The organism is Pseudomonas fluorescens (assembly GCF_902497855.1).
Classification (GTDB): Bacteria; Pseudomonadota; Gammaproteobacteria; order Pseudomonadales; family Pseudomonadaceae; genus Aquipseudomonas; species Aquipseudomonas fluorescens_BI.
Map to the genome: position 1 here is coordinate 274,103 of NZ_CABVHU010000002.1, position 18,096 is coordinate 292,198.

Annotated in this window: 19 protein-coding genes; 10 read left to right on the plus strand and 9 right to left on the minus strand. The window is 58.4% G+C overall.

The features are described 5' to 3' along the window. Nucleotides 1-2: 2 nt before the first annotated feature. The 4 genes from livM (at nucleotide 3) to F8N96_RS06145 (ending at nucleotide 4,436) form a co-directional block, all read left to right on the plus strand. Entirely contained in the window at nucleotides 3-1,310 is a 1,308-nt protein-coding gene (gene livM / locus F8N96_RS06125; RefSeq protein ID WP_150797054.1) for a high-affinity branched-chain amino acid ABC transporter permease LivM, read from the plus strand. Then, nucleotides 1,303-2,175: an ABC transporter ATP-binding protein gene (locus F8N96_RS06130; RefSeq protein WP_150797055.1), complete on the plus strand. Its 873-nt coding sequence runs from the start codon at nucleotides 1,303-1,305 to the stop codon at nucleotides 2,173-2,175. Before livM ends, F8N96_RS06130 begins: the two co-directional genes overlap by 8 nt. Beyond that, entirely contained in the window at nucleotides 2,172-2,888 is a 717-nt protein-coding gene (locus F8N96_RS06135) for an ABC transporter ATP-binding protein (protein ID WP_064675644.1), read from the plus strand. Before F8N96_RS06130 ends, F8N96_RS06135 begins: the two co-directional genes overlap by 4 nt. 777 nt (nucleotides 2,889-3,665) lie before the next feature. Then, nucleotides 3,666-4,436 (plus strand): SDR family oxidoreductase, encoded by a 771-nt coding sequence (locus F8N96_RS06145; RefSeq protein WP_150797056.1) that lies wholly within the window; start codon nucleotides 3,666-3,668, stop codon nucleotides 4,434-4,436. A gap of 102 nt (nucleotides 4,437-4,538) precedes the next feature. Here the strand turns inward: F8N96_RS06145 and F8N96_RS06150 are convergent, their stop codons facing one another. From F8N96_RS06150 to F8N96_RS06185, 7 genes are all read right to left on the minus strand, one after another. Next, entirely contained in the window at nucleotides 4,539-5,666 is a 1,128-nt protein-coding gene (locus F8N96_RS06150; RefSeq protein ID WP_150797057.1) for an AGE family epimerase/isomerase, read from the minus strand. Between the two features lie 202 nt (nucleotides 5,667-5,868). Continuing rightward, a complete protein-coding gene (locus F8N96_RS06160; RefSeq protein WP_150797059.1) occupies nucleotides 5,869-6,441 on the minus strand; it encodes a HupE/UreJ family protein in 573 nt (190 codons plus the stop codon). Between the two features lie 35 nt (nucleotides 6,442-6,476). Further along, nucleotides 6,477-7,091 (minus strand): urease accessory protein UreG, encoded by a 615-nt coding sequence (ureG, locus tag F8N96_RS06165; RefSeq protein ID WP_150797060.1) that lies wholly within the window; start codon nucleotides 7,089-7,091, stop codon nucleotides 6,477-6,479. 23 nt (nucleotides 7,092-7,114) lie between these two features. After that, a complete protein-coding gene (locus F8N96_RS06170) occupies nucleotides 7,115-7,789 on the minus strand; it encodes an urease accessory protein UreF (protein ID WP_150797061.1) in 675 nt (224 codons plus the stop codon). Continuing rightward, nucleotides 7,786-8,286, minus strand: a complete 501-nt coding sequence (gene ureE / locus F8N96_RS06175) for an urease accessory protein UreE (protein ID WP_150797062.1) — start codon at nucleotides 8,284-8,286, stop codon at nucleotides 7,786-7,788. Before ureE ends, F8N96_RS06170 begins: the two co-directional genes overlap by 4 nt. 194 nt (nucleotides 8,287-8,480) lie before the next feature. Further along, nucleotides 8,481-9,113 (minus strand): TetR family transcriptional regulator, encoded by a 633-nt coding sequence (locus F8N96_RS06180; protein WP_150763621.1) that lies wholly within the window; start codon nucleotides 9,111-9,113, stop codon nucleotides 8,481-8,483. A 173-nt stretch (nucleotides 9,114-9,286) separates the two neighbouring features. Further along, entirely contained in the window at nucleotides 9,287-9,799 is a 513-nt protein-coding gene (locus tag F8N96_RS06185; RefSeq protein ID WP_150743955.1) for a hypothetical protein, read from the minus strand. Nucleotides 9,800-10,184: 385 nt separating this feature from the next. Between F8N96_RS06185 and F8N96_RS06190 the strand changes: the two genes are divergently transcribed. The 3 genes from F8N96_RS06190 (at nucleotide 10,185) to F8N96_RS06200 (ending at nucleotide 14,064) form a co-directional block, all read left to right on the plus strand. Continuing rightward, nucleotides 10,185-12,254, plus strand: a complete 2,070-nt coding sequence (locus F8N96_RS06190) for an AsmA family protein (protein ID WP_150797063.1) — start codon at nucleotides 10,185-10,187, stop codon at nucleotides 12,252-12,254. A 280-nt stretch (nucleotides 12,255-12,534) separates the two neighbouring features. Then, nucleotides 12,535-13,317: a hypothetical protein gene (locus F8N96_RS06195; protein WP_150797064.1), complete on the plus strand. Its 783-nt coding sequence runs from the start codon at nucleotides 12,535-12,537 to the stop codon at nucleotides 13,315-13,317. A 63-nt stretch (nucleotides 13,318-13,380) separates the two neighbouring features. Beyond that, complete coding sequence (locus F8N96_RS06200; RefSeq protein ID WP_150797065.1) at nucleotides 13,381-14,064, plus strand: hypothetical protein; 684 nt, start codon at nucleotides 13,381-13,383, stop codon at nucleotides 14,062-14,064. 88 nt (nucleotides 14,065-14,152) lie between these two features. Here the strand turns inward: F8N96_RS06200 and F8N96_RS06205 are convergent, their stop codons facing one another. Continuing rightward, nucleotides 14,153-14,683: a ferritin-like domain-containing protein gene (locus F8N96_RS06205; RefSeq protein WP_150763626.1), complete on the minus strand. Its 531-nt coding sequence runs from the start codon at nucleotides 14,681-14,683 to the stop codon at nucleotides 14,153-14,155. A gap of 233 nt (nucleotides 14,684-14,916) precedes the next feature. On the opposite strand from F8N96_RS06205, the gene F8N96_RS06210 reads away from it, so the two are divergent. Continuing rightward, entirely contained in the window at nucleotides 14,917-15,807 is an 891-nt protein-coding gene (locus tag F8N96_RS06210) for an esterase/lipase family protein (RefSeq protein ID WP_150797066.1), read from the plus strand. Between the two features lie 63 nt (nucleotides 15,808-15,870). On the opposite strand, the gene F8N96_RS06215 is transcribed toward F8N96_RS06210, so the two are convergent. Continuing rightward, nucleotides 15,871-16,758: a DMT family transporter gene (locus F8N96_RS06215; RefSeq protein ID WP_150797067.1), complete on the minus strand. Its 888-nt coding sequence runs from the start codon at nucleotides 16,756-16,758 to the stop codon at nucleotides 15,871-15,873. A gap of 96 nt (nucleotides 16,759-16,854) precedes the next feature. Here F8N96_RS06215 and F8N96_RS06220 point away from each other — a divergent pair, with 96 nt between their 5' ends. Both F8N96_RS06220 and F8N96_RS06225 read left to right on the plus strand, forming a co-directional pair. Further along, nucleotides 16,855-17,643 carry an AraC family transcriptional regulator gene (locus F8N96_RS06220; RefSeq protein WP_191630707.1) on the plus strand — a complete coding sequence of 263 codons (789 nt, stop codon included), beginning with the start codon at nucleotides 16,855-16,857 and terminating at the stop codon, nucleotides 17,641-17,643. A gap of 72 nt (nucleotides 17,644-17,715) precedes the next feature. Beyond that, nucleotides 17,716-18,021: a PsiF family protein gene (locus F8N96_RS06225; RefSeq protein WP_150797069.1), complete on the plus strand. Its 306-nt coding sequence runs from the start codon at nucleotides 17,716-17,718 to the stop codon at nucleotides 18,019-18,021. Nucleotides 18,022-18,096: the final 75 nt, after the last annotated feature.

Genomic DNA, 18,096 nt, shown 5'->3' on the forward strand with positions numbered 1-18,096 from the left:
CGATGTCTTCAACCACTAAAAAAACCATTGATCTCAAAAGAAGCCTGGTTGACGCGATTCTTGCCGGCCTTGTCGCCCTGATTGTGTTCGGCCCGATTGTCGGCGTGGTCCTCGACGGCTACGGCTTCAATCTGGAAACGACACGGGTGGCATGGATTGTCGCCATCGTCATGGCGGGCCGCTTTGCCCTGAGCCTGTTCCTGCAAACCCCCAAGGGCCTGAGAATTCTCGAAGGCTTTGAAAGCACCGGCTCCGGGGTGCATGTACTGCCGCCGGACTACAAATCCCGGTTGCGCTGGATCATTCCGGTGTTGATCGTCGTCGCCGTGGTGTTCCCGTTCTTCTCCAACTCCTACCTGCTGGGCGTGGTCATCCTCGGGCTGATCTACGTGCTGCTGGGCCTGGGGCTGAACATCGTGGTCGGCCTGGCCGGCCTGCTCGACCTGGGTTATGTGGCGTTCTACGCCATCGGTGCCTATGGACTGGCGCTCGGTTATCAATACCTGGGGCTGGGTTTCTGGACGGTGCTGCCGCTGGCGGCGATCACGGCTGGCCTGGCCGGTTGCATCCTCGGTTTCCCGGTGCTGCGCCTGCACGGTGACTACCTGGCGATCGTGACCCTGGGCTTTGGTGAAATCATCCGCTTGATCCTCAATAACTGGCTGTCCCTGACTGGCGGCCCGAACGGCATGGCGGCGCCGTTGCCAACCTTCTTCGGCCTTGAGTTCGGTAAACGAGCGAAGGAAGGGGGAGTTCCGTTCCATGAGTTTTTCGGCATCGCCTATAACCCGGACGTGAAGTACTACTTCATTTATGCGGTGTTGTTCCTGGTGGTACTGGCCGTGCTATACGTCAAGCATCGCTTGACCCGCATGCCGGTCGGCCGCGCCTGGGAAGCCTTGCGCGAAGACGAAATCGCTTGCCGCTCCATGGGCCTGAACCACGTACTGGTCAAGCTTTCGGCGTTCACCATCGGCGCTTCGACGGCTGGCCTGGCCGGCGTGTTCTTCGCCACTTATCAAGGCTTCGTCAACCCGACCTCGTTCACCTTCTTCGAATCGGCACTGATCCTCGCCATCGTGGTGCTCGGCGGCATGGGCTCGACCATCGGCGTGGTGATTGCGGCATTCGTGCTGACCGTGGCCCCGGAACTGCTGCGTGGTTTCGCCGAATACCGCGTGTTGCTGTTCGGCATCCTGATGGTGTTGATGATGATCTGGCGACCGCGCGGCCTGATTCGGATCAGCCGTACCGGTGTGGCCCCGCGTAAAGGTGCCATAGCGTATGAAAGAGGGCAGCGCCATGAGTGAAGTCGTACTCCAAGTAGAGAAGCTGATGATGCACTTCGGCGGCATCAAGGCATTGAGCGATGTCAGCCTGAAGGTGCACCGCAACTCGATCTTCGCCCTGATCGGCCCCAACGGTGCCGGCAAGACCACCGTGTTCAACTGCCTGACCGGGTTCTACAAGGCCTCCGGCGGCAAGATCGAACTCAATACCCGTGGCGAGCGAACCAACGTGATCCAGCTGCTGGGCGAATCGTTCCAGTCCACCGATTTCGTTTCGCCGAAAAGCTTTATCACCCGGCTGCGCTACAAGATGTTCGGCGGTACCCACCTGGTCAACCGGGCAGGCCTGGCGCGTACGTTCCAGAACATTCGCCTGTTCAAGGAAATGTCGGTGCTGGAAAACCTGCTGGTCGCCCAGCACATGTGGGTCAACCGCAACCTGCTGGCCGGTATCCTCAACACCAAGGGCTACCGCAAGGCCGAAAGCGATGCGCTGGACCATGCGTTCTACTGGCTGGAAGTGGTGGACCTGGTGGACTGCGCCAACCGTCTGGCCGGCGAGCTGTCCTACGGCCAACAACGCCGCCTGGAAATCGCCCGGGCCATGTGCACCCGGCCGCAGATCATCTGCCTCGACGAACCGGCCGCCGGCCTCAACCCTCAGGAAACCGAAGCGCTGAGCGCGATGATCCGGCTGCTGCGCGACGAGCACGATCTGACCGTGGTGCTGATCGAACACGATATGGGCATGGTCATGAGCATTTCCGATCACATAGTGGTACTGGACCACGGCATCGTCATCGCCGAAGGCGGGCCTGAGGCCATTCGCAACGATCCAAAGGTGATTGCCGCCTACCTGGGCGCCGATGAAGAGGAGGTGGTATGACCCAACCCATCCTCGAGCTCAAGGAACTGGACGTGTTTTACGGGCCGATCCAGGCCCTGAAGAAAGTCTCGCTGCACATCAACGAAGGGGAAACCGTCAGCCTGATCGGCTCCAACGGCGCCGGCAAATCAACGCTGCTGATGTCGATCTTCGGTCAGCCACGGGCGGCAGGCGGGGCGATCGTCTATCAAGGGGTGGACATCACCCACAAGTCGTCCCACTACATCGCCTCCCATGGCATTGCCCAGTCGCCGGAAGGTCGGCGGGTATTCCCCGACATGACCGTCGAGGAAAACCTGCTGATGGGTACCATCCCGATCGGTGACAAATACGCCACCGAAGACATGCAGCGTATGTTCGAGCTGTTTCCACGGCTCAAGGAGCGGCGCACCCAGCGGGCCATGACCATGTCGGGTGGCGAGCAGCAAATGCTGGCCATCGCCCGTGCGTTGATGAGCCGGCCGAAATTGCTGTTGCTCGATGAACCGAGTCTGGGGCTGGCGCCGATCGTGGTGAAGCAGATCTTCGCCACCCTGCGGGAGCTGGCGAAGACCGGCATGACCATCTTCCTGGTCGAGCAGAACGCCAACCACGCCCTCAAGCTCTCGGACCGGGCCTATGTGATGGTCAACGGCGAAATCCGCATCACGGGCACCGGCAAGGAGCTGCTGGTTAACGAGGAGGTGCGTAACGCTTATCTCGGCGGGCACTAAACCCTTGGCTAAACCAAAAACGCCCTGACGAACTCAGGGCGTTTTTTTATGCATTTTCGACGGCCCGGTAAATTTGCAGGGCTTGTTGATGCTACACAAATCAAGGAAGTCACAGGGTAAAACGAAATTGTGGAAAACAATATTCACGACCTCTCAAAGCGCGACATAAAGCCGCTGCAAATAGTTGTTTCGTCACGGTTTTGACTTGTCCCCGTTTGCTGTGGAGCTGGCTGTGAATAACGTGGGAGTAGCTGGCTGAAAGCCTTTAAGCACGCGGGCTGTAGCGAAGTGGTTGTTTTTTGATCACGGTGTTTTGCCGGGCCGGAGGCCGGCTTTGTCAACCTTTTTGTTAGTGGCAAAAACGAGTTGAAATGCGCGCGGGCAGCCTGTGGATAAGTCTGTGGTTAAACTCTGGAAAGACCTCGCTGTAGGCCGTAGTTACTGGCTTGGCGCCATCGTCGGTTTCACCCCGGATCGTGCAAACTGCCTTAGGGCTGCACGGCAGGACGGCCAGGGTCAAGCAAAAAAATTTCAAAATGGCTCGCCAAGCCTTGTACACAGCGGGTTTCAGCTTTTTCACTTGCCCCCGGAATATGTGGATGGGGCTGTGGATAAGGTGCGCGCACATCGCTGTAACCCACAGCGGGTAAGGCGTTCGTCGTGTTGATCATTTTTTGCACAGAATCGCGAATGGTTGCCGGTGAGAGCCGGGCGGGGCATGCTGCCAGCTGATTTCTATCCCAATGGCTGTCCGTCAGCCGAAGCAAGGAGAACACGATGTCCAACACCCTGTTTATTACCGGCGCGACCTCCGGTTTTGGTGAAGCCTGTGCCCGTCGATTTGCCGATGCCGGCTGGAAACTGGTGCTGACAGGTCGTCGTGAAGAGCGCCTCAACGCCTTGTGCGCGGAGCTGTCGAAGCAGACCGAGGTCCATGGCCTGGTGCTCGACGTTCGCGATCGCAAGGCCATGGAAGACGCGATAGCCAATCTGCCGCCTTCCTTCGCCAAACTGCGCGGGCTGATCAACAACGCCGGCCTGGCCCTGGGCGTCGACCCGGCGCCCAAGTGCGACCTCGACGATTGGGACACCATGGTCGACACCAACATCAAGGGCTTGATGTACAGCACTCGCCTGCTGTTGCCGCGCCTGATCGCCCATGGCCGCGGTGCCAGCATCGTCAACCTCGGCTCCGTCGCCGGCAACTACCCGTACCCGGGCAGCCATGTGTATGGCGCGAGCAAGGCGTTCGTCAAACAGTTCTCCCTGAACCTGCGCTGCGACCTGCAAGGCACCGGCGTGCGCGTCAGCAATATCGAGCCGGGCATGTGCGAGAGCGAGTTTTCACTGGTGCGTTTCGCCGGTGACCAGGAGCGTTACAACGCGACCTACGCCGGTGCCGATCCGATCCAGCCACAAGACATCGCCGATACGATCTTCTGGGTGCTCAACGCTCCGGCGCACATCAATATCAACAGCCTGGAGCTGATGCCGGTGAGCCAGACCTGGAGCGGGTTTGCCATTGAGCGTAATGCCGACAAGGCGTAAGACCGTGTAACGGCCAATCGCGGGCTTGCCCGCTCCCACAGGTTCAGGGTGATCCTTGTGGGAGCGGCGGTGCGGCGTTGCGACTTGCCCGCGATAGCTCAGTCAACGCAGATAATCGACCAGCCCGCGATAACAGGTCGCCAGGTGATAAGGCGTGGTCGAAGGCATGTCCTGACGGCTCACTCCACCGTTCTCATCCCGACACTCATACCAGCCCCCTGCATGCAGATGGCGCTGCTGCAATGCCCGTAACTGCTGTAGCACCGCGTTCTCGCTGTTCGGGCGCAGGGTCAGGGCGCGCAGGTATTCAGCCTGAGCCCAGATGCGTTGGGTGGCGTCCTTGGAAAGACCTTCCAGCGTGAGCATCGCCCGCACTGCGCCCGTCTGTTGGTCGACGCCCAGGTGTTCGGTGAACGCGAAGGCGCGCTCCAATGACGTGTGCAATGTCGAACCACGCAGTAATGGCGAAGACTCCAGCAGAAAATACCATTCGAACTGATGCCCTGGTTCAAACCAGTTATCCACAGCCCCCAGCGGCTTCTCCATCAACACATCATGATGCGGATCGATAAAACGCTCGTGCATGGCAGTGCATAAATCGACGAGCGCGTCTTGCACGGCGTGGTCTTCGCGCACCGACAACATGGCGAGGAAGGCTTCGGCCAGGTGCATGAGAGGATTCTGCAGCGGTCCGGTGTCCAGCGATGACCAGTCACGATCAAGGCTGGCCTCGTACAGGCCGTCACCCGTGGCGAAACGTTGTGCAATCACCTGCAGTGCCGCGTTGAGCACCGACTCGACCTGCGGTTCGCGAACTTTGTCCCAGTAATGGGCGCAGGCGAAGAGGATGAAGGCGTGGGTGTAGAGGTCTTTGCGTTGATCCAGCGGCGTCCCCTGCGGGTCGATGCTGTAAAACCAGCCACCGTGTTCGGCATCGTGAAAATGCTGCTGCAAGGCCCGAAACAACGCTGCGGCGCGGTCTTCGGCGGCCGGCACCTGGCCGATCAGGCTGGAAAACAGATACAACTGCCGCGCGCAAGCCATTGCCCGATAGCGCTGGGGTGGCAGGGGTTGATGCCCGGCATCCAGCGCCTCATAGGGCAATCCCAACCCGGCATTCCAGCCGGGGCCTTGCCAGAGTGGCACGATCACGTCCAGAAAGTGCTGTTGCACCAGGGCGAACAGTGCGGTCAATTCAGGCTGGGAGGCGGAGCGGGAAACAGGTGGCATTGGCTGGCGTCGTCACGGCAGGTGGATTGCGCGACATGTTAGCAGAGAGGCCGGCCCGAGCGATGCGGTGTCTGTCAGGCCGCCTTCGCGGGCAAGCCCGCTCCCACACTGGATCTGCGGTGAACACAAGATTTGTGAACAGCAGATATCAAATGTGGGAGCGGGCTTGCTCGCGAAGGGGCCATCACAGCCGATACAAAAATCAGCCTGCCAGCAACCATACTCCGGTCGCCGCCGAAGCCGCACCCGCCAGTCGAACCAAGGGCGCAGCTGCTTGAGGCAACACTCTCACCACCGCGTAACCCGCCGCATGCAATGCCGCCGTTGCCGCGACAAACCCCGCCGCATACGCCCAAGGACTCGACATGTCCGGCAACTCCAACCCATGCGCCACGCCATGGAACAGCGCGAACAACGCCGTCGCAGCCACCGCCAGACTCAACGGCGGACGCACCGCCAACGCCACCGCCAGTCCGAGCGCCAGCACCGATGCGGCAATTCCACTTTCCAGCGCCGGCAGGTTCAGCCCTTCAAAGCCCAGCAACCCACCCAGCAGCATGGTGCCGACGAAAGTGCACGGCAACGCCCACCGCGCGGCGCCTGTCTGCTGCGCAGCCCACAGCCCGACTGCAACCATTGCCAGCAAATGATCGAGGCCTCCGACCGGATGGCTGATGCCAGCGATCAAACCGTTATCGCCATGACCCGGGTGGGCGAGGGCGACGGCCGGAGTCAGCAGCAGGGCCATGGCGCCCAGAATGCGTTTAAGTGTCATGGATAAGCTTCCTTGTGGATAACAGTTGAGCGAGGTCAGGCCGCGGTCAGCAGGCCCTGGCGTTCGATGAAGGCGATGATTGCCTCCAGTCCCAAGCCGGTTTTCTGGTTGCTGAATACAAACGGCTTGCCGTTGCGCATGCGTTTGGTGTCGCTGTCCATCATCTCCAGCGACGCCCCCACCAGCGGCGCGAGGTCGATTTTATTGATCACCAGCAGATCGGATTTGCAGATCCCCGGGCCGCCCTTGCGCGGTAGCTTGTCGCCCGCCGACACGTCGATCACGTAAATGGTCAGGTCGGACAGTTCCGGGCTGAATGTCGCCGATAGATTGTCGCCACCGGACTCAACCAGAATCAGGTCCAGCCCCGGAAAGCGGCGGTTGAGTTGATCCACGGCCTCAAGGTTGATCGAAGCGTCTTCGCGGATCGCCGTATGCGGGCAGCCGCCGGTTTCCACACCGATGATCCGTTCCGGCGCCAGGGCCTCGTTGCGCACCAGAAAGTCGGCGTCTTCGCGGGTGTAGATGTCATTGGTCACCACCGCCAGGTTGTAGCGGTCGCGCAGGGCCAGGCACAGGGCCAGGGTCAGCGCGGTTTTGCCGGAACCGACCGGGCCGCCGATGCCGATACGCAGAGGTTGTGTGTTCATGTGATTCTCCAAATTAAAAGGCCCTAGGAACGGAACAGACGGCTGTACTGGCGCTCATGGGCCATGCACGCCAGCGACAGGCCGAAAGCGGCGCTGCCACAGTGTTCGGGGTGGATTCGGGTGGCGTTTTGCTGGGCCTGTTGCAGCAGTGGCAGCAGTTCGCTGGTCAGGCGTTGCGCGGCTTGCTGGCCCAGGGGCAGGGTTTTCATCAGCACGGCCAATTGGTTTTCCAGCCAGCTCCAGAGCCATGCCGCCAGCGCATCTTGCGCACTGATGTGCCAGGCGCGAGCGGCCAGTGCCCAACCGAGGGCCAGGTGCGGTTCCGGGTGTTGTTCGAGGAAGGCGCGGGCCGAGCCATCCAGTTCCGGCAAACCATTGAGCAGTTGCTGCAGGGAATAGCCCATTTGCCGGCTTTCCTGGTGCAGCTCGCGGGTTTCCCGGCTCGCGCGATGCTCCTCGCAACGCTGTAGCAGTTCGGCCCAGTTTTCCTCGGCCGCAGCCGTGCAATGGGCGAGCAGCAGCGGTGCTTCGAAGCGCGCCAGGTTCAGCAGCAGTTGATCGCTGATCCAGCGTCGCGCGCTGTCGCAATTATTGACATGGCCGTTATCCACGGCCATTTCCAGGCCTTGGGAATAGCTGTAGCCACCAATCGGCAATTGCGGACTGGCCAGACGCAGCAGCGCCCAGGCTGGATTCATGAACGCACGCCGAACTGGTGCAGTTTCGGCGGGTAGTTGAAAGCTTCGTCGCCATGGCGTGAGTGGTGATGGCCACCGCCATAGGCGCCGTGTTCCGGCTGAAACGGCGCTTCGCTGTCCTCGACCCGGGCCCCCAGTTGTTCGAGCATGGCCTTGAGCACATAGTCATCGAGCAGGCGCAGCCAGCCATCCCCGACTTGCAATGCCACGTGGCGGTTTCCCAGGTGATAGGCGGCGCGGGTCAATTCGAAGGCATTGGCACAGGTGACGTGCAGCAATTGTTCGGCTCGGGCCCGGACACGCACGATGCGCCCGTCTTCGGCCTGGAGACATTCGCCGTCATACAGTGGCGGTTGACCGCGCTCCAAAAACAATCCGACGTCTTCACCGTCGGCACTGAAACAGCGCAGACGGCTTTTGCTCCGGGCTTCGAAAGTCAGGTGCAACTCGGCGGCCCAGACGGGTTGAGGGTCGATTCTGCGATGAATCACCAGCATCGGAAGGCTTCCAGCAATGAACAATAGTCAGGCTAGAGCAAGGGGCTTGCCAATGAAGCGATGTGTAGGAAATAGGCGTCGAAGCCTGTAAGACGTTTGGCTGCGAAGCAGAAAACTGAATTAATTTGGTGCGAGGACGAGTGTGATGCACCAATTTACGGCGCACACAAAAACTCGTCCATGCGGGGCCGGAGCTACTCGGTACTTCCGAGCCCCTGCCAATGCTTCAACCCGATAAAGATGAACCGCAGCTGCTGGGTAATCTTCGCCTGCGGCGTCAGGTGTTCGGGCAGCGCCTGCGCCGGCGGATCGATGATGTCGGGCAAGGTCGCAAACACGCTCTTGACGATCAGATCGGCCATCACGCCGAGAGCAGCGATATCAAGGTGTTGCAGTTTCGGCATCAGTGACAGATCAGCCGCCAGGTCCGAGCTGATGTCTTCGCGCAAACGACCGATCGCCAGGCGCACCGGCAGCGAGCCACCGTATTGTTCGCGGGCCAGAAACAGGAATTGCGAACGGTTGGCCGACACCACGTCGAGAAAGATTCGCACGGAAGCGTCAATGATGCCGCCCATGACGAACTCGTTGTGGCGCACCAGGCGGATGGTTTCGCGGAAGGTCTGACCGACTTCGCTGACCAGCACCAGGCCCAGTTCATCCATGTCGGCGAAATGCCGGTAGAAGCCGGTAGGAACAATGCCGGCGGTCCTCGCCACTTCGCGCAGGCTCAGGCTGCCGAATCCTCGGCCGCATTCCATCAGGTGGCGGGCAGCGTCCATCAGGGCGTTGCGGGTCTGTTGTTTCTGTTCGGCGCGGGGCAGCATCGCAAGGGTGTTTTTCTGGAGGAGGACAGCGGCGCACTCTAGCAAATAGGCTTTGCCGGCGTCGAACGTCTATCGGGGGATCTTGCGGGGAAGTACGGCGTGCATAAAGAGAAACGTCATAAAGTCAAAAGCCCAATCCGTGGATTGGGCTTTTCTTCGGGGCCGCCATGGGCTTAGCTCAAAGCGCTGTTGCGTTCGATGACGCGGTCACCACCACCTTCAGCCAGGGTTTGGCCTTGTGGGGTGCGGTCGGAACCGTCAGCAGCCAGGGTTTGGCCCTGTGGGGTGCGATCGGAACCGTCAGCAGCCAGGGTTTGGCCCTGTGGGGTGCGATCGGAACCGTCAGCGGCCAGGGTTTGGCCCTGTGGGGTGCGGTCGGAACCGTCAGCAGCCAGGGTTTGGCCTTGTGGGGTGCGATCGGAACCGTCAGCGGCCAGGGTTTGGCCTTGTGGCGTGCGGTCGGAGCCGTCAGCGGCCAGGGTTTGACCTTGTGGTGTGCGGTCCGAGCCATCTTGAGTGATCAAGCCTTTTTCTTTCAGGCGATCATTGCCACCTTCGGCGACGGTTTGGCTGAATACCGAGTGGCTGGATTTCACTTGCGGAGTGGCCTGGTCAGCAGCCGGCAGGGCAAAAGCAGTGCTGGCCAGCATTGAGAGGGTAAGGCTAAGCAGTAATTGTCGTTTCATGATTGGATGCTCCGTAGGAGGGCGATAAAGTGGGTACGAGGGCAATGTTACTCTCGATAAGTCGATATAAAAGTTCATAAAGGCAATGGTAATAATCAACGGAATTGATTGTTCGCTGAAAAGGCTCTAGAACGGATGTTTCCGAAGGACGATTTCGCACTGGCGTGGGTATTTTCGACTCACTTGCGCCACGCAAAAGTGCGGGTGCGGTAACGCTGAAGCGGGGGAAGCCCTCGACCGAACGGCTATTTGTGTGCAAATCAATCTTTCTATTAAACCTGCGGCCGGTTTTTCAGTCGTAGATTTCATGGCAGGCCGGTTCTGGCCTGACGTTTCACACGTGCGTCGCAGTCAGGGCGCTCAGTCGTATCAGGAGCTCCGTGCAATGACGCGCACTCGTAAAATTGTTCTCTGGACGGTCGCCAGCCTGGTTGTCCTGCTGGCCGTACTGGTTCTGGTCATCGTGTTCTTCGATTGGAACCGGATCAAACCGCCACTCAATGCCAAAGTGTCTGAAGAGCTGCACCGCCCGTTCGCAATCAATGGCAACCTGGCGGTCATCTGGCAGCGCGAACCCGATGAAGGTGGCTGGCGGGCCTGGTTGCCGTGGCCGCATGTAGTGGCCGAGGACTTGAGCCTGGGCAACCCGGACTGGTCGAAGCAGCCGCAGATGGTCACCCTCAAACGCGTCGAACTGCGCATTTCACCCTTGGCCTTGCTGGCTCAACGGGTGGTGATCCCGCGTATCGATCTCACCGAACCCAATGCCCAGCTGCAGCGCCTGGCTGACGGCCGCGCCAACTGGACGTTCAAGTTCGATCCCAAGGATCCGGACGCCGAGCCTTCTAGTTGGGTGGTGGACATTGGCGCGATCGGCTTCGATAAGGGCCACGTTACCCTCGACGACCAGAGCCTGAAGTCACAGCTCGAGCTGATCATCGACCCGCTGGGCAAACCGATTCCATTCAGCGATATCGTCGGCGACAAGGCAGCGAAAACCGCGCAGGAGAAGGGCGCCGCCCCTCAGGATTACGCGTTCGCCTTGAAGGTCAAAGGCCAATACCACAACCAGAAACTGGCAGGAGAGGGCAAGATTGGCGGCCTGCTGGCCCTGCAGGATGCGGCCAGGCCGTTTCCGCTTCAGGCCCAGGTCAAGATCGCCGACACCAGTGTCGAGCTGGCCGGCACCCTGACCGATCCTCTGAACCTGGGGGCTCTGGACTTGCAGCTGAAACTGGCCGGCACCAGTCTCGGCAATCTCTACCCGTTGACCGGCGTGACCCTGCCGGATACGCCACCCTATGCCACCGACGGTCATTTGATCGCCAAGCTGCATGAGCCCGGTGGCGCGGTTTTCCGCTACGAAGAGTTCAACGGCAAGATCGGCGCGAGCGACATCCATGGCAGCCTGGCCTATGTCGCCAGCCAGCCACGGCCGAAACTCAGTGGTTCGCTGGTGTCCAATCAATTGCTGTTTGCCGACCTGGCGCCATTGATCGGCGCCGACTCCAACGCCAAGCAAAAAGCCCGTGGCGGCGAAAGCAAGCAACCGGCGGACAAAGTATTGCCGGTCGAAGAGTTCAAGACCGAGCGCTGGCGCGACATGGATGCCGACGTCGAATTCACCGGTAAACGCATCGTCCACAGCGAAAAACTGCCGTTCAATGATCTTTATACCCATTTGGTGCTGACAGACGGTGTGCTCAGCCTCGAACCACTGCGCTTTGGTGTAGCGGGTGGCAAGCTGGATGCGCAGATTCGCCTGAACGGTCACACCGAGCCATTGGAAGGCCGGGCACAGCTCTCTGCGCGCGGGTTCAAGCTCAAGCAGTTGTTCCCGACGTTCGAACCAATGAAAACCAGTTTCGGTGAGCTCAATGGCGACGCCGACATCACCGGGCGGGGCAACTCGGTGGCCAAATTGTTGGCTACCTCCAATGGCAATCTGAAGATGCTCATCAATGACGGCGCCATCAGTCGTGAGTTGATGGAGCTGGCCGGGCTGAACGTGGGCAACTACGTGGTTGGCAAAATCTTTGGCGACAAGGAAGTGAAGATCAACTGCGCGGCCGCCAGTTTCGACATCAAGACCGGTCTGGCAACCTCGCAGCTGTTTGTGTTCGACACCGAGAACGCGATCGTTTATATCGATGGCACGGCGAACATGGCGACTGAGCAACTGGACCTGACCATCTCCCCGGAATCCAAGGGTTGGCGTTTGATCTCGTTGCGTTCGCCGCTGTACGTGCGGGGCAAGTTCATCAAGCCGGATGCCGGCGTGAAAGCCGTGCCGCTGTTGCTGCGTGGCGCCGGGATGGTTGCGCTGGGTGTGATTGCCGCGCCGGCGGCTGGGTTGCTGGCGTTAATAGCACCGAGTGGGGGAGAGCCGAACCAGTGCGCACCGCTGTTGGAGCAGATGAAGGCGGGCAAGGCGCCGAAAACGGTAAAAGGGTAAAAAAGCTCAAGCAATGATCTGTAGCAAGCTTGAACGCTAGCTATAGATTGTTGCTGAAGTTGCATTTCTATGGTCGCCATCAGCAGATTTTTTTGGATTGTCGAGAACCTCGGGCGGAGGGTTCTAATTAGTGTTTTAAATATTAAATATAGCGGTGCGATGGTAGGAAGACTTGGTAATAATGTGTCACGCATGAAGGGTGGAAAGTATTGCTCTGGATGATAAGTTGTAGCGGTCGGTCATCTGGCTGATCCCGAATAATATTTACATGGAAGTTAATATGACTATTTTAGTACCCAGTATTGAAGAGAGCATGGCTTTTTTTGCCGGCGCACAACTCGCGCCTCTGGTTAACAAACGAAGCCCAATCAGATCCTTTGCCGCGTTAGACGGTGAAACGGTTGCCAAATCGGATCTTCTGATAGGTGATGATACACCGGTAGCGATTGGATTTACCGATAATCTCGACGAAGAAAAAAAGAATGCAGCGGCGGACAGTATTCATTTTGCAGAGCGCTATGCCGATTCATACTCCGACAGGAAAAAGACAGCTGTTGAATGGCACACGAAATACTCTGAGGCATTGAAACATTGTGGCTGGACGCTGACTAATTCAAAATACCAAGAGCAAGAGGTCAAGCAAACGAATGTCACAATGGATGCCATTGTCCTGGATCTGGTCAAGGCAGTTGCTGGCCGGAACGCACCGGCGATGCTGGCAATGTTGGGGCAGGCCTTTGACAAAATGAAATCCGATGACGAGCTTGTAACTTTATTCGATAGTAATAGCAAAAGCGGCAACGATGCAGACTTCAGGCTCGTGCCCTGCCTGCAAACTCCCGGAGGGACAGCAATTGCTGCCTTTGTGGCGGTGGATTGCAATCTTTCAACGTCCCAGGGCGGGGCCTGGTTTTGGAAGTGGAAATTTTCAAATTTGAAAATGAAAAGAGTCGCTACGGTGATGGAACTCAATTTGCGTGTGCATGAGCGTAGGAAGGATCAAATCATGGAGCTCCTTGATATAAGTTCGGACCAATTTTTTAAAAGCATCAAGCTAAATTGATAAAAGCGCTATTGGGCTGCCGGGTCGGCAGCCCGTTTTAAATAGGCGGTTTGGAGAGCTATGATGATCAAGGATGATGTTGTTATAGTAGCGGGTAATATGTTGTCCGTTTCAAGCGATGTTGTTGATCCTTGGAGAAAAGATGTGATTAGCTCGCTGCTGTTCTCTCGGCTGTATGCAAATTCACAAGCTGATAGATTTGCCGAAGCACAGCAATGGTATAAGGATTACAATGATGCTTTGGGGCATTTGAAGTGGGAGTTTCGAGCTGGTAAGAGTAATGATTTTGAACCAGTAGATGGTAGCGTCATCGTGGTGAAAGATCTGATCAGAGAGAAATTGGTTGATGCTCTAAGCTCAACTCAAGCTGAGCAGTTTGAGCGATTGATACGCAGTATTGAGCTCGCCTCTAGCGCGCAGATGCTCGCCGCGCAGGTTGAGGAGCATGCAGTAGTCAAGGTGGTTGTGGATGGAATTCATGAGGTTTCATGTTTTGCCCTACAGCTGAGTCTGGTCGGACAGGGGCCTGTGGTTTGTTCGGTGTTTGTCCGCTTTGACACTACTCAAGAGGTCGGTTTTGAATTTTTCAAGCAAGATTTCACGAGTGAACATATTGTAGGCAAGGTCAGTGTGGACGTTTCGCAGCGAGTACTTAACAAAGTGATTTATGAAAAAAGTCGAATGCGAGAGATGATTGCAAGCAAACTTCCTGAGGCAGGGAACTCACAGATGCCGGAACTCTCCTGATAACTGTTTTTTGTTTCTTTGGTTTTCATGTTGTCATGAAGGGGAGCGGCCTTACTGCATTATTTATGCGCAATAAGGCTGCTTTCCGTTATAAATCTTTCAGAATATCGGCCATGTCATCCGCATGCTCTTCTTCCTGTGCCAGGATGTCTTCAAAGATGCGACGGGTAGTCGGATCCTGTTCGCCGATGTACTGAATGATCTCGCGGTAGCTGTCGATGGCGATGCGCTCGGCGACCAGGTCTTCATAGACCATCTCTTTGAGCGAGTTGCCAGCCACGTACTGTGCGTGGGAGTTTTTCGACAGCAGGTCGGGGTTGAACTCGGGTTCGCCACCCAGTTGTACGATGCGTTCGGCCAGGCGGTCGGCGTGTTGGGCCTCCTGGGTGGCGTGCTCGAGGAATTCGTCGGCGGCGACCTGGGCTTTCAGGCCGTTGGCCATGAAGTAATGGCGCTTGTAGCGCAACACGCAGACCAGTTCGGTGGCCAGCGATTCGTTGAGCAGGCGCAGTACTTCTTCGCGGTCGGCGCTGTAGCTTTCGGTCACTGCGCCGTTTTCGACGTTTTTGCGGGCACGTTCGCGCAAGGTTGTTACATCAGACAAATGCATGTCGCTCATATCGATCTCCTGGAGGCTAATCCGGTTGGCGCCACGCCTCTGAGGACGTGATCGCTACTTAAGGTGTGAGTGACGGGCGCGGCGAAAAGTTTTATGCAAATGATCAATCGCAAAAAACCGAAGTAGAGGGATGTCATAGACTGGTCGTCCAGTTGTCACCTTCGATGTCGAAGCTTGGCGGATGTATTGCATCGCGCCTTGCTTCATCTCACCGATCACAAGGATGTTTGCCCATGTCGCAAGGTTCTGCCACGCGCTATCCGTTGGTCCTGGTACCGGGAATGCTCGGATTTATCCGTCTGCTGCTCTATCCGTACTGGTACGGGATTGTTTCGGCGCTGCGCCGGGATGGGGCAACGGTGATTGCGGTGCAGGTCTCGCCGCTCAACTCGACCGAGGTGCGCGGTGAGCAACTGCTGGCACGGATCGAGGAGATTGTGCGGGAGACCGGGGCCGAGAAAGTCAATCTGATCGGCCATAGCCAGGGCTCGCTCACCGCCCGTTATGCCGCCGCCAAACGCCCGGATCGAGTTGCCTCGGTCACGTCGGTGGCGGGGCCCAATCACGGTTCGGAGCTGGCGGACTACCTGCACCAGCACTACCCGGCAGACAGTGCCAAGGGGCGCCTGCTCGCTGTTTTGCTGCGACTGGTCGGCGCGGTGATGAGCCTGCTGGAAACCGGCTACCGCGGGCCGAAGCTGCCGGTGGATATCCCGGCCTCGCATCAATCGCTGACCACTGAAGGCGTGGCGCTGTTCAATCAGCATTATCCGCAGGGGCTGCCGCTGACCTGGGGCGGGCAGGGGCCTGAAGTGGTCAACGGCGTGCGTTATTACTCCTGGTCCGGAACTTTGCAACCGGGGAAAACCGATCGGGGGACCAACCTGTTTGATGGGACCAATCGAAGTTGCCGATTGTTTGCCAGGACCTTCGTGCGTGAGGTCGGGCATTGCGACGGGATGGTCGGGCGTTACAGCTCGCATCTCGGGACGGTGATTGGCGATGAGTACCCGCTGGATCACTTCGACATCGTCAACCAATCGCTGGGATTGGTCGGCAAGGGCGCGCAACCGGTCCGGTTGTTTGTCGAGCATGCGGCGCGGTTGAAAGCGGCCGGGGTTTAGCAGGTCGATAGAGTCGTTCTTCGTCGGAACGCCGCCCGGAGCCTGCTCGCGAAAGACGTCAGATCAGGCGGCGCTGACTTTTCGGCCCAACACGGTGGTCCAGCGCTCCGAAACAATCACCCCGCCCAAGGTCAGCACCCCGCCCACCAGGTGATACATCGCCAATTGCTCTTGCAGCACCACCGCCGCAATCAGCGCCGTAATCAACGGCAGCAGGTTGAAAAACAGCGTGGTCCGGCTCGGCCCAAGGCGCACCACGGCCTGCATCCACGCCAGCGGCGCAATCATCGAGGCGAGCAGGCAGGCGTATAACACCAGCGGAATGTTCTGCAGAGTCAGGCCGATTTTCGGCGAGGCGACAAACAGCGGAAACAACACAACTACCGCCACCAGGACCTGCAAATACAGCAACACCAGCGGCGGTAAGCGCAGTTGCCACTTTTTCAGCAGGGTGCTGTAGATCGCATAGGCCAGGGTGGCGATCAGCATCATCGCGTCGCCCAGGTTGACCCCGTGCTCGAGCAATGCCCTGAGGCTGCCAGACGACACCACCACCAAAACTCCGGCAAACGACAGTACGGCACCGGCCAACGCACCCGCGGTCAGGCGCTGGCCGAGGCTGATGATCGCCATGGCCAGCGACATCAGTGGCATCAGCGACAGGATGATCCCCATGTTGGTGGCCGAGGTCATGCTCGCGGCGAAGTACGCCAGGCTCTGATAGACCGCCATGCCCAGTACGCCGAGGATGAAGATCTTGCCCAGGTTTGGGCGGATCGCCGGCCAATGGGTGATCACCGGTTTGAGCATGAATGGCGTGAACAGAATCCCGGCCAGCAGCCAGCGGTAGAAGCCGATCTCGGCGGGGAAGATCGCTCCGGCCGACATTTTGGTGATCACGGTGTTGCCTGCCCAGATGAAAATGGCCAGCAGGGGATACGCGTATTGCATTGGGAAAAACCAGAACATTGATGAGGCGTGATTATCCCCTGTCTGGATGCAAGCCTATACTGCGATCCGGACAACCTGACTCTGATGACGGACAGCATGCACAGCAAACACATTGAGCTGCTGGATTTCAACGAACTGCCTTCGCCGGTGTACTTCCGTTATGCCGACTTTGATGCGCACCGCTACGCTTCGGCTCACCGTCATCCCTGGGGCACGCTGGAGTATTCGGCCCATGGCGTATTGCAGATGGAAATCGGCGGCAGTCGCTTCATGTCGCCGCCGCAATACGCAGTGTGGGTGCCGCCGCAGACCGAGCACAGTTTCTACAGCAATCAGCCGATCAATTATCGTGCAGTCTGTCTGGCTCCGGTCTTGTGCCACGACCTGCCGCAACAGGCCTGTACGCTGGCTATCAGCGACATTGTCAAAGCGATCCTCAAGGATTTTGCCGCTCGGGATGTGAAAATGCCCGAGCATGAAGCCGACAGGCGTCTGGCCCAAGTGCTGGTGGACCAGCTGCAACAGGCACCGGTGCATGAGTGCTACTTGCCCTATGCCAGCAGCCCCGGATTGCTCGGGATACTGGAATCCTTGCAAGCGGAGCCGGGTGACACTCGACCTTTGGCGCACTGGGCGGCGCAGATTCACGTCAGCGAACGGACCCTGGCGCGGCAGTTCGTTCGCGAATTGGGCATGAGTTTTGGCGAGTGGCGCCAGCGCTTGCGCTTTCTGGCGGCGATCGAAGCGCTGGATAGCCATCGCAGCATCCAGGAAATCGCTTTCGATATGGGCTACAGCACTGGGTCGGCATTTATCGCGATGTTTCAACGCCAGGCCGGATGCACACCGGAGCAGTATCGACGCAGCCACTTGGAGAGCCGATGAAGATGTAACAGGTGTTGTCTACACTGCAGAACGAGGCCGCGCCCCTCGCTGCGGCAACAAGGAGAAAACACCATGAAGATGTTGCATGTCCCTTTGTTGATGATCGGTGTACTGATGTGCGCCCAAGGTTTCGCCGCCACGGACCAACAGAACAAGATGACCACCTGCAACGCCGACGCCACCGCAAAAAGCCTCAAGGGCGATGAGCGCAAGGCCTTCATGAGCACTTGCCTCAAAGCTGCGCCGGCAGCGGATGCCGCCAAACCCATGACTCCCCAGCAGGAAAAGATGAAGACCTGCAACGCCGATGCCGCGACTAAAGCCCTCAAGGGTGATGAGCGCAAGGCGTTCATGAGTGACTGTCTGAAGAAAAAATAAACATTGGGTTGGGATGTGCTGTCACCGGAACGCTGGCAGACTGCCAATCCTTTTACGCCGTTCGTTTTGAGGCTG

Excerpts from the sequence above, each read along its gene's own strand:
- F8N96_RS06180 (WP_150763621.1), bottom strand. The coding sequence starts at position 9,113 with ATGCTGCCCCGCGCCGAACAGAAACAACAGACCCGCAACGCCCTGATG.
- F8N96_RS06160 (WP_150797059.1), bottom strand. The coding sequence starts at position 6,441 with ATGACACTTAAACGCATTCTGGGCGCCATGGCCCTGCTGCTGACTCCG.
- ureE (WP_150797062.1), bottom strand. The coding sequence starts at position 8,286 with ATGCTGGTGATTCATCGCAGAATCGACCCTCAACCCGTCTGGGCCGCC.
- F8N96_RS06215 (WP_150797067.1), bottom strand. The coding sequence starts at position 16,758 with ATGCAATACGCGTATCCCCTGCTGGCCATTTTCATCTGGGCAGGCAAC.
- F8N96_RS06220 (WP_191630707.1), top strand. The coding sequence starts at position 16,855 with ATGCACAGCAAACACATTGAGCTGCTGGATTTCAACGAACTGCCTTCG.
- F8N96_RS06150 (WP_150797057.1), bottom strand. The coding sequence starts at position 5,666 with ATGCCACCTGTTTCCCGCTCCGCCTCCCAGCCTGAATTGACCGCACTG.
- F8N96_RS06195 (WP_150797064.1), top strand. The coding sequence starts at position 12,535 with ATGACTATTTTAGTACCCAGTATTGAAGAGAGCATGGCTTTTTTTGCC.
- F8N96_RS06130 (WP_150797055.1), top strand. The coding sequence starts at position 1,303 with ATGAGTGAAGTCGTACTCCAAGTAGAGAAGCTGATGATGCACTTCGGC.
- F8N96_RS06225 (WP_150797069.1), top strand. The coding sequence starts at position 17,716 with ATGAAGATGTTGCATGTCCCTTTGTTGATGATCGGTGTACTGATGTGC.
- F8N96_RS06145 (WP_150797056.1), top strand. The coding sequence starts at position 3,666 with ATGTCCAACACCCTGTTTATTACCGGCGCGACCTCCGGTTTTGGTGAA.
- F8N96_RS06205 (WP_150763626.1), bottom strand. The coding sequence starts at position 14,683 with ATGAGCGACATGCATTTGTCTGATGTAACAACCTTGCGCGAACGTGCC.
- livM (WP_150797054.1), top strand. The coding sequence starts at position 3 with ATGTCTTCAACCACTAAAAAAACCATTGATCTCAAAAGAAGCCTGGTT.
- F8N96_RS06200 (WP_150797065.1), top strand. The coding sequence starts at position 13,381 with ATGATCAAGGATGATGTTGTTATAGTAGCGGGTAATATGTTGTCCGTT.
- F8N96_RS06185 (WP_150743955.1), bottom strand. The coding sequence starts at position 9,799 with ATGAAACGACAATTACTGCTTAGCCTTACCCTCTCAATGCTGGCCAGC.
- F8N96_RS06210 (WP_150797066.1), top strand. The coding sequence starts at position 14,917 with ATGTCGCAAGGTTCTGCCACGCGCTATCCGTTGGTCCTGGTACCGGGA.
- ureG (WP_150797060.1), bottom strand. The coding sequence starts at position 7,091 with ATGAACACACAACCTCTGCGTATCGGCATCGGCGGCCCGGTCGGTTCC.
- F8N96_RS06190 (WP_150797063.1), top strand. The coding sequence starts at position 10,185 with ATGACGCGCACTCGTAAAATTGTTCTCTGGACGGTCGCCAGCCTGGTT.
- F8N96_RS06135 (WP_064675644.1), top strand. The coding sequence starts at position 2,172 with ATGACCCAACCCATCCTCGAGCTCAAGGAACTGGACGTGTTTTACGGG.
- F8N96_RS06170 (WP_150797061.1), bottom strand. The coding sequence starts at position 7,789 with ATGAATCCAGCCTGGGCGCTGCTGCGTCTGGCCAGTCCGCAATTGCCG.